We start from the raw sequence: 10722 nt of genomic DNA, 5'->3' as shown, positions 1-10722 counted from the left end.
GATTGTCGCTTGTTTGAGGAATTGGAAAATTGGATACTTTCGATACTGTCCCAAAAAGTGTGTAAAATTCAAAGTTTAATATTTTTGTAGTAGTTAAATTTAAAAAAACAAAACATGAATTTCACACAAGAGCAAAGATACGAAATCATTGAAAAGATAATCAAAGAAGGAAAAGGATTGTATCAACTGCTTTCGTGTTGTTAAATGAGTCAGAAACTTTAATTAAATTACAATATACACGTATGTTATTGAATTAATCATTGTTACAGTGAATCACGCCATATCTTTCAATATCTCCGTGAGTTCTCTCATTCCTTCCGAAGCACCCTTATTAATAACGGTAATGTCAATACTTCTGTTGATATTTACCGGTTTGGGGTCGATCAGGAATATTTTGGCTTTGTTTGGGACATAATGAATCAGTCCGGCAGCCGGATAGACGTTAAGAGAGGTGCCTATAATAATGAAGATATCGGCTTTTGATGCATAATCGACAGCTTTTGTCATATTGGGCACGGCTTCGCCGAACCATACTATGTAAGGTCGTAGTTGACTGCCGTCTCCGGCCTTGTCGCCTATCTTTACCTCATAATTATCCGGTTGCAGCTCAATTATATAGCGTGGGTCATTGGGATTGAACGAGGAGCATACTTTTGTCAATTCCCCATGTAGATGCAGCACATTGGAACTTCCGGCCCTCTCATGCAGGTTGTCAACATTTTGTGTAATCACAGTCACGTCGAACATTTTTTCTAATGATGCCACAAGTTCATGACCTTCATTGGGCTTAACTTCAAGCAGCTGTTTTCTTCTTGCGTTATAGAAGTCTATTACGAGTTTTGGGTTTGCTTCATAACCTTCCGGCGTTGCGACCTGTTCCACCGGATATTGTTCCCATAATCCTCCGGCATCGCGAAAAGTGCTTATTCCACTCTCAGCACTCATACCGGCACCTGTTAAAATCACGACTTTTTTCATGTTATTTGTTATTATATTGGTTCATAGTGAAGTCAGCACCTTGAGTGACAAAACTTTTTATCATCTCTACTGCAATATCTAAACGTTGTTCCACCACTGTCATTTCCGACGCTTTCCATTGTCCTATTACATAATCTATTTGTTTTCCGTATGGGAAATCATTGCCTATTCCAAAGCGCAGACGACAGAAATTATTGGTTCCCAAGGAGTTAATAATGTCAGATAATCCGTTGTGTCCGGCATCGCTGCCTTTCTTCTTCATACGTAAGGTGCCGAGAGGCAAAGCTATCTCGTCGAGTACCACTAAAATATTTTCTAACGGTATTTTTTCCTGTGTCATCCAATATCGTACCGCTTTTCCGCTGAGGTTCATATAAGTAGTGGGTTTTATGACAAGCATGACACGTCCTTTGAAACGCATCTCCGATATCATGGCAAAACGTGACGTGGTGAATTGTACATCGAATTCCTTCGCCATTCTGTCAGCTATCATGAAACCAATGTTATGCCTTGTTTGGGCATATTCCTGACCTATGTTACCGAGACAAGCAATTAGATATTTCATAGTGCAAAGATATAAAAAATATAAAGGACAAAAAAAGCCTCCCCTAAGGAAGGCTAAAGTTATGTATAACTAAACGATTATTCCTCTTCTGTTTCTTCAGAGACAGATGCTCCACGAGCCATCTTAACATCTACTATGATGGTATTGGGGGCTATCATAGGTGTAACATTCGGGATATCCAAGTCTTTTACTTTTATTGACTGGTTAAGGTTCAATTTGCTGATATCGAGAATGATTGAATCAGGAAGGTCGTTGACAAAACCTGATACTTTCAATTTGGAGATGTTGTGATTCAGTTTACCACCACGCATTACGCCAGGAGATGTTCCTTCAGTACGTACCGGAAGCAATACTGTGATAGGTTTTTCTTCGTTGATGGCGAGGAAGTCGGCATGCAGCACCTCATCATTAACAGGATGATACTGAACCTCTTGAAGAATAGTATGATAAACTTTGCCATCTATGTTGAAATCAATGACAAAAGTCTCGGGTGTGAAGAGAATATGTTTGAAATTTTTGGCATCGGTATAGAATCTCAGTTGTTTCCCTTTGTAGGTCAAATGTTTTCTTCCTTTACCACAGTCAAATTCCATTTCTTCACCGGCACCGAGGAGTACACAGGGCACCAAGCCCTCTTTGCGCAGTTTCTTAGCATCTTTTTTCCCTACGTTCTCGCGGAGAGAACCACTCAATGATACTGTTTTCATGATTTAAAATTTTAGTTGATTATTATTTAGTCTTGTTAAACAAAGAACTAATGGATTCATAATTTTCGACACGTTTTACCACTTCGGCAAAAAGTTCTGCTGTTGACAACACATGTATTTTGCTGCACGGGTCTTTCAGCGGTATGGTGTCGGTGACGACGACTTCGTCGAATACGGAGTTTTCTATTTTCTCCATGGCGTTGCCTGAAAAGATAGGATGTGTAGCGAAAGCGCGTACGCTTCTTGCTCCGTTGTCTTTCAAGAGCTGACCTGCCCTTGTGATGGTGCCGGCAGTATCGATGATGTCGTCTATCAGAATAACATCACGGTCTTTTACATCGCCTATGAGCAACATTTGTTCTATGGCGTTCGGTTTGGAACGCTGTTTGTGACAAATACAGAATACCGTGTTGAGCATCTTGGCGTACGATGCAGCGCGGCGTGTGCCGCCGGCGTCGGGTGATGCCATGATGAGATCCGGCAGTTTAAGACTTTCTATGTAAGGAACGAATATTTTCGAGGCAAAGACGTTATCGACAGGAATGTCGAAGAATCCCTGTATCTGGTCGGCATGAATGTCCAAAGTGATGACTCTTGTCACACCGGCAGTGGTCAATAAGTTGGCAATCAACTTAGAGGCTATACTGATACGTGGACGGTCTTTTCTGTCTTGACGTGCGAATCCGAAGTAAGGAATGATGGCGACTATCCTGCGCGCTGATGCACGTTTTGCGGCATCTATCATCAATAACAGTTCCATAAGGTTTTCTGTGGGAGGAAATGTCGATTGGATCAAAAACACATCCCTTCCTCTGATGTTTTCATCGAAACTCGGCTGGAACTCACCGTCAGAGAACTCCAAAACACTCGACTGTCCAAGAGGTTTGCCATAATATCCGGCAATCTTTTCTGCTAAATATCTTGTGGCTCTGCCTGAAAATATCGTTACAATAGGTTCTTGCATAACAATGATGTTGTCTGTTACAATTTTGCCGCAAAAATAAGACATTTTTTTATGTTGTAAAAATTTTTTTGTCTCTGTTTTTATCTATTTTGAATAATATGTTTATTAAAAAAATAGTGTTGATAATCAATATGATATATTAAATACGTGTTGTGTTTCATATTTTTGTTATTATATTTACATAAAAACAATTGAATAAAAAAGATGATTTTTAACTAAAAGATTTCGGGATTAATGATGAAGCCTTAGTGTTGTTGTGATTTATCATTGTTGTTCTTCAACAATGATAAAAATGATGTAATGTTTGTATGATATTGATAATAAGAGACATGTAAAATATGTTGTGTTAAGGTGGGAAAAAAGTGAAAAAATATTTGTATATTAAAAAAAATTAGTAATTTTGCAGTCGCAAAGGTTCATTGAAAGTAATGCCTAGGTGGCGGAATTGGTAGACGCGTCGGTCTCAAAAACCGATGAGGTAATACTCGTGCCGGTTCGATCCCGGCCCTGGGTACAAGAAAACCTGTTAGTTGACAATACGACTGACAGGTTTTTTATTTTGGGCAGTTTATAATTACCATTTTTTATTTTAATTGCACTTGAAATTATTTTTTTCTATTGGTTGGTTTATTTTTTATCTTTGCAAAATGACAATGTATGCCCTCATGGCATATGTTTGATGATGAAGATATATTGTAATATTAGAGATACATATATGGACAATTCTTTGTTAGGACTTTCTTTCGATGAGATGAAACAGTTGGTGCAGAAACACGATTTACCCAAGTTCACTGCTAATCAGTTAGTGGAATGGTTGTATAAAAAACGTTGTCGTAACTTTGATGATATGACGAATCTCTCGAAGGCTACACGTCAACTGTTGAATGACAATTATGATACAGGGTTTCATTCTCCTATAAAGGTACAGGTGTCAAATGATGGCACAAAAAAATATCTTTTTCATGTCAAAGATGGCTATGTAGAGACTGCGTATATACCTGACAGAGACCGTGCCACGCTTTGTGTTTCTTCTCAGGTGGGTTGCAAAATGGGATGTGAGTTCTGTCAGACCGGTAAACAGGGATTTCAGACCCAACTGAGTGCCGGCGATATAATTAATCAGATTCTTTCACTTCCAGAGTTCGAGAATCTTACAAATTTCGTTTTTATGGGTATGGGAGAGCCTATGGACAACTACGATGCCGTGATGCGTTGTCTTGAGATAATGACATCAGAATGGGGTCTTGCCATGAGTCCCACACGTTTCACTGTCTCTACAGTAGGAGTGATACCTTTTATGAAGCGTTTCATGAAAGAATCCAAGTGTAACCTCGCAGTCAGCATGCACAGTCCTTTCCATGACGAACGTTTGTCGTTGATGCCGGTGGAGGCAGCATATCCTATCTCTGAGGTGATACATGCCTTACGTCAATATGACTGGAGCGGACAAAGGAGATTGTCTTTCGAATATATTGTTTTTAAAGGACTTAACGATACTAAAGACCATGTACGTGAGCTTGCTCGTTTGTTGGGAAGCATGCGCTGCCGTGTCAATCTGATACGATTCCATTCGGTTCCGGGGGTGTCGTTGCAGAGCCCTTCAGACAAAGATATGGTGCAGTTCAGAGATAAACTCAACGACAAAGGCATCATAGCTACCATAAGAGCTTCACGCGGGCAGGATATAGATGCTGCTTGCGGTCTTCTATCGACTCGTAATGAGATGCAGTTGTAACATTAAGACGTTCAGAGTGTTTATATAACTAAAAATATACGGTTTTGCAGACATTAAAATCACAGATTAACACAGGAAGTGCTGAGTTTCAAGATAATAAGAAAGCATATTCGGAACTGTTGTCACGCTATCGCGATGCCATGTCCATTAGTATGCAGGGCGGTGGAGAGGCTGCCGTCGCCAAACATAAAAAGAGAAACAAGTTGCTTGCAAGAGAGCGTATCAATATGCTTATCGACAAAAACACTCCCTTCCTTGAGTTGTCGCCCATGGCAGCCTACGACACCTATAACAACGATTTCCCTTCAGCCGGAATTGTCACAGGTATTGGAGTGATACAAGGCAGAGAGACCATCATCGTCGCCAATGACGCCACTGTGAAGGGCGGTACATATATGCAATATACCGTAAAGAAACACCTTCGTGCACAGGAGATAGCCATGGACAACAACCTGCCATGTGTTTATATGGTTGACAGCGGTGGTGCCTTCTTGCCGGAACAGGATACAGTGTTTGCCGATAGAGACCATTTCGGGCGTTTTTTCTATAATCAGGCTCGTATGTCAGCCATGGGAATACCGCAGATTGCCATAGTGATGGGCATGTGTACCGCCGGTGGCGCATACGTCCCGGCAATGAGCGACGAGACAATAATAGTCAGAAATCAAGGTACCATTTATCTTGGAGGTCCGCCTCTCGTCAAAGCGGCAATAGGTGAAATAGTCACTGCCGAGGAGTTGGGTGGTGCCGAGATGCATACCTCCGTCAGCGGCGTCGCCGACCACCTCGCTGAGAACGACACCCACGCCATGCAGATATGCCGTAACATCTTCAAGACCTTGCAAAAACCTCAGAAACAGAGTCTCGACATGTTGCATCCTGAAGAGCCATTATACGACCCTGAAGAGTTGTATGGCATAGCTCCAATAGATTTTCGCAAGATAGTGGACCCTCGCGAGGTGATAATGCGTATCGTTGATGGCAGCCGTTTTCAGGAGTTTAAGGCTCGGTATGCTACTACCATAGTATGTGGTTTCGCCCATATCATGGGTTTCCCGGTAGGTATAATAGCCAACTTCGGCGTGTTGTTTTCCGAGTCTGCCCTCAAAGCCACGCATTTCATAGAGTTATGCTGTCAAAGAAACATACCATTGGTGTTTTTGCAGAACATCACGGGTTTCATGGTGGGAAAACAGTATGAATGGGGAGGCATAGCAAAAGATGGAGCCAAGATGGTGCATGCCGTGAGCAATGCCAATGTGCCCAAATTCACCGTGATATTCGGTGGCTCGTTCGGCGCAGGTAATTATGGCATGGCTGGACGTGCTTACAGCCCGCGTCTGCTCTTTATGTGGCCTAATGCCAAGATCTCCGTCATGGGCGGAGAACAGGCTGCCAACGTTCTCGCTACCGTGAAGGAAGACCAATATAAATATAAAGGCTTGCCGGTGCCTGAAGACGAGATATTGAAATTGAAAAAAGATATATTGTCAAAATATGACTATGAGGGTTCTGCATTCTATAGCACTGCACGTCTGTGGGACGACGGCATAATAGACCCTGTCGATACCCGTAAGATTCTCGCCATAGGAATAGCGGCTTCACTGAACAGACAGTTCCCACAGCAGCACTTCGGAGTATTTAGAATGTGACATTTAATTGTTTCGATATGGATTTTACAACTATACAGATAGGCATAGAGAAAAATGTGGCACGTATAGCCCTTAATCGTCCTGATGTGCGTAATGCCTTGAATGAGAAGATGATTACAGAACTTACCGAGGCTGTCGAATGGTTGGATTGCCGCGATGATATCAGAGTGATTGAGATATGCGGTAACGGCAAGACGTTCTGTGCCGGTGCCGACATACAATATATGAAAAGGATAGGAGAATATGATTATGATAGAAATCTGGATGATGCACGTCGTCTTTCTTCTCTTTTTCAGAAAATTTATTATTGTAAGAAGCCAATAATAAGCATGGTGCATGGTGCTGTGATAGGCGGTGGCAACGGCATAACGGCGGCTTCCGACATAGTGCTCGCTGTGAGAGATACTCGATTTGCATTTTCAGAGGTACGCCTCGGCATCACACCGGCTACAATATCGCCCTTCGTGTTGCGGCGTTGCGGCGTTGCGACAGCTCGGGATTTAATGCTTTCCGGTCGCATATTTTCTGCCGATGAGGCTCTTCGTTATGGTCTTGTCACTTTCGTTGGTGACTTGAATGAGGTGAATGAACGTATGGATTTTTACATAAAACATTTCCTCGAGGCATCTCCACATGCTCTACAAGATTGCAAATATCTTATTGAAAAAGTCAATGGCACCGATACCGATATGTCGGCGTTCGAAGAAACTGCTGTTATTATAGCTCGCGAAAGAATGTCTGATGACGGACAGGAAGGTCTGACATCATTTCTTGAAAAAAGAAAACCCTATTGGTGCCCGCAATAATGTCTGACCTCATATATGATATTTGAATATTTGATGATTATTATTTAAAAATAATCGTATCGGATATGTTTTTGATGCAAAAGAATATCGCCATGGTTTTTAAGAATAAGTTATTCAATGTTCCGGTAATGTTATTGAGATGCCATAATGATGCCTCAAAAACATGTTGATAATATAATATTTGTGTTTTTAATAATAATCTTATAGATACATTCATGTAATGATTTTATCCAAATAACAATGAATAATAACAATTTCAAGAATGTTATTTGGGACGTCGTATGCTCCACAAGCTGAGATCTATTTCACTTTCCATTTTCTTTTCTACCTTGTCCGGCAATGTCGGGAAGAAGTCCATGTCGGTAATGTCTTCCAATTCATCTACAGTGAGAGCGTAGGTCATAAGCGGATTGTCGGTAGCTTTGTTAGGAAACAGAAATGCTATTGCATACATTTCGCCATTATTGTTCTGCATCAGGACTTTGAAGAAAAAATCTGGAACTGCCACCTTGTTGTCGCCAATGCTCTTGTGATTGTCGGATACTATCGGTCCGCAAATGACATAGATAGAACCTTTTTCCAATGCAAGTTGTCTCACATGTTCTTCCAGGTCTTTCCAGATGCCACTGTTAAGTTTCTGATTTTGTGGGCATATATTGGAAAGGTAGAACGATTCTTTCATTGCTGTCTCCGACCATTTCATGTCTGCCGCGGGAGCCATGTGTCCTCTGTCCCAGCCGGAATTTCTGTAATCATTGGTAGTGGCGGATAAATGTTCAGGTACTTCGGGGTCCGGCACAAAGTGTTTGGCTCTCGGTATGATGCCGTTGACTTCTACATCTGTAAGTTCGTAGGCTACCCAGTTGGGTATTTTCCAATCTGGATTGTAGTTGGTGATATATCCAATATGTTTTATTATCAATTCATTACGACCCTTCAAGGTGGCGGGTGGCTCGTCTATGTCGTGTTTTTTATCTTTTTGTGGCTGTATTATGTAATTGTAAATGAACAGATGACATAATGCAACCAATACTATGACGATATATTTTGAAAGGCTGAATCCTTTCTTTCTGTTTTTTCTTTTCATGAAAAAGTGATTATAATTAAATAGAAAATTATTTATTACAATGCAAAGATATGAAAAAAATCATAAATATATTGTGGATTTCATGTTTTCGATGTTTACGATGTTTCGTTTTCTAAAAAAATCATGATATTTATGTAGAAAGCTTAATTTTATTAGGTAAAGAGTCATAAAATGTTGAATAGGTGTGCAAAAACTTGCGGGAAAAAGAAAGATTTAATATTTTTGCGCTTTGATTTAAATATGCCTTCAAAAAAAATAAATAAAATATTGGTAGCCAATCGTGGCGAGATAGCGGTACGTATCATGCGGACGTTGAAGAAGTTAGGTATATCTTCTGTTGCTGTATGTGCCGATGATGACAGAATGTCGTTACATTGCCGCATGGCTGATGAAGTGCGTTCTTTGGGCAATGGTACGGTAAAAGATACATATCTCGATATTCAGAAAATTATCGATGTAGCCTTGGATACCGGCGTCGATGCCATACATCCCGGTTATGGTTTTTTGTCGGAGAATCCTGATTTCGTGGAGGCTTGTGTCGCCAACAATATTATTTTTATAGGACCGGATGCTGATGTCATGCGTTTGATGGGCAATAAGAAAGAGGCGCGTCGTATAGCTGTCGAGAATGGCATACCTGTGGTTTTCGGTATGACCGGTATCATTGAGGAAATAGCGGCAGCGGCTACTGACATGCCTTATCCGGTACTTATCAAGGCTGCTGCCGGTGGCGGCGGTAAAGGCATGCACATTGTGGAGAATGAAGACGAGTTGCTTTCCTCTTTGCTTCAGGCTTCCCGCGAGGCAGAGAACTATTTCGCCAATGGAGAGGTGTATGTGGAGAAATATTTGGAAAATCCGCGCCATATTGAGGTTCAGATACTTGCTGACAAATTTGGCAATGTGATACACCTGTTTGAACGTGAATGTTCAGTGCAACGCCGTTACCAGAAAATTATTGAAGAGTCGCCGTCTCCTTCATTGTCGGAACAGTGTCGTCATGAGTTATGCGATACTGCCGTGAGACTTTGCAAAAGTATTGGTTATACCAATGCCGGTACGGTGGAGTTCCTTGTGGATAATGACATGAACTTTTATTTTCTCGAGATGAATACCCGTATCCAGGTGGAACATCCTGTTACTGAACAACGTACGGGTATTGACATTGTGGAAGAACAGATAAGGATAGCACGAGGCAAGGTGATGGGTTATACACAAGAATCTGTAACTGCAAAAGGTCATGCCATGGAATGCAGGATATATGCCGAAGACCCTCAGAACGGATTCCTGCCGGCTCCTTCAAAACTGACATTATATCATGAACCTCGCCAAAGAGGTGTGCGTATCGATAGCGGCATAGATGGTCAATGTGTCATATCGGAATGTTACGACCCTATGATAAGCAAACTCATCTGTCATGGCAAAACGAGAGCCGATGCTATTGAGATAATGCGTGATGCTCTCGGTAATTATATAGTACATACAGATAAATCCAATATACCTTATCTTCAGTGTGTCATAGAAGAAAAAGATTTCATAGATAACAGAATAGATACTTCTTATTGCAAAAAACATCATGATGTTCTGATGAATGCCATGCAGAATAAACGTGATGCAGTGAGAAAACATGACGTGGCAGCTCTGTTCCTGTTCCATAATCTTAACATATATTTTCTTGAAAATAAAGAAATAGACAATGTTTGGAAAGAGATAGGCTATTGGAGATTTCGTATGAATCTTATAGTCGAAGTGGATGGTTACCGGTTTAATGTGGAGATTAAAAAGTTGAATCGCAACATGTTGAAATGCAGTGTCGATGATGTCTGTTGCGAGGTATATCTTGCTGCTGCTGACAAGGTGCTTGTCAACGGTCGTACCGAATCGCTTTTCGTCTCGGAGACGCCAAGTCATGACTATTGTGTTCATTTTAAAGGACTTGATTTTATATGTCGCCGTGATGACCAACTTAACGAATCTATAGATTATTCTCACCAGGATAAGTTGCCTGACAATATGTGTTTTTATTCTCCGATGCCTGGCAATGTAATGAAAATCAATGTTAAGGAGGGTGATACAGTTACTAATGGAACAGTATTATGTGTAGTGGAAGCGATGAAAATGGAAAATAACATAGTGGCAGCTACTGATGCTAAAGTCAACAGAATTTATGTTTGTGAAGGTGATAAGGTAGATGCTAAAACACTTTTGATTGATTTGATATAAATATA

General features: G+C 40.9%; 9 protein-coding genes and 1 tRNA gene. 5 read left to right on the top strand and 5 right to left on the bottom strand.

Annotated features, from left to right (window positions below):
• Window positions 1-273: 273 nt before the first annotated feature.
• The 4 genes from ACZOVS_RS03520 to ACZOVS_RS03505 all read right to left on the bottom strand — a co-directional run bounded on the left by ACZOVS_RS03520 (window position 274) and on the right by ACZOVS_RS03505 (window position 3214).
• Complete coding sequence (locus ACZOVS_RS03520) at window positions 274-978, bottom strand: SIR2 family NAD-dependent protein deacylase (RefSeq protein WP_483995843.1); 705 nt, start codon at window positions 976-978, stop codon at window positions 274-276.
• 1 nt (window position 979) lies between these two features.
• Window positions 980-1543: an aminoacyl-tRNA hydrolase gene (gene pth, locus ACZOVS_RS03515; RefSeq protein WP_483995842.1), complete on the bottom strand. Its 564-nt coding sequence runs from the start codon at window positions 1541-1543 to the stop codon at window positions 980-982.
• A 77-nt stretch (window positions 1544-1620) separates the two neighbouring features.
• Entirely contained in the window at window positions 1621-2250 is a 630-nt protein-coding gene (locus ACZOVS_RS03510; RefSeq protein WP_483995841.1) for a 50S ribosomal protein L25, read from the bottom strand.
• A gap of 22 nt (window positions 2251-2272) precedes the next feature.
• On the bottom strand, window positions 2273-3214 hold the full coding sequence (locus ACZOVS_RS03505; protein ID WP_483995840.1) for a ribose-phosphate pyrophosphokinase: 942 nt from the start codon (window positions 3212-3214) through the stop codon (window positions 2273-2275).
• Window positions 3215-3644: 430 nt separating this feature from the next.
• Between ACZOVS_RS03505 and ACZOVS_RS03500 the strand changes: the two genes are divergently transcribed.
• The 4 genes from ACZOVS_RS03500 (at window position 3645) to ACZOVS_RS03485 (ending at window position 7407) form a co-directional block, all read left to right on the top strand.
• Window positions 3645-3728, top strand: a tRNA-Leu gene (locus ACZOVS_RS03500).
• Between the two features lie 201 nt (window positions 3729-3929).
• A complete protein-coding gene (rlmN, locus tag ACZOVS_RS03495) occupies window positions 3930-4949 on the top strand; it encodes a dual-specificity RNA methyltransferase RlmN (protein ID WP_483995839.1) in 1020 nt (339 codons plus the stop codon).
• A gap of 44 nt (window positions 4950-4993) precedes the next feature.
• Complete coding sequence (locus tag ACZOVS_RS03490; RefSeq protein ID WP_483995838.1) at window positions 4994-6601, top strand: carboxyl transferase domain-containing protein; 1608 nt, start codon at window positions 4994-4996, stop codon at window positions 6599-6601.
• A 17-nt stretch (window positions 6602-6618) separates the two neighbouring features.
• Window positions 6619-7407 (top strand): enoyl-CoA hydratase-related protein, encoded by a 789-nt coding sequence (locus ACZOVS_RS03485; RefSeq protein WP_483995837.1) that lies wholly within the window; start codon window positions 6619-6621, stop codon window positions 7405-7407.
• Between the two features lie 265 nt (window positions 7408-7672).
• Here ACZOVS_RS03485 and ACZOVS_RS03480 read toward each other — a convergent pair whose 3' ends face one another.
• Complete coding sequence (locus ACZOVS_RS03480; RefSeq protein WP_483995836.1) at window positions 7673-8494, bottom strand: DNA/RNA non-specific endonuclease; 822 nt, start codon at window positions 8492-8494, stop codon at window positions 7673-7675.
• 267 nt (window positions 8495-8761) lie between these two features.
• Between ACZOVS_RS03480 and ACZOVS_RS03475 the strand changes: the two genes are divergently transcribed.
• On the top strand, window positions 8762-10717 hold the full coding sequence (locus tag ACZOVS_RS03475) for an acetyl/propionyl/methylcrotonyl-CoA carboxylase subunit alpha (RefSeq protein WP_483995835.1): 1956 nt from the start codon (window positions 8762-8764) through the stop codon (window positions 10715-10717).
• The last annotated feature ends 5 nt before the right edge of the window (window positions 10718-10722 follow it).

It is taken from the genome of Candidatus Limimorpha avicola (assembly GCF_056978975.1).
The sequence above is the reverse complement of the archived record's forward strand: the minus strand, read 5'-3'. Positions and strand labels throughout refer to the sequence as shown.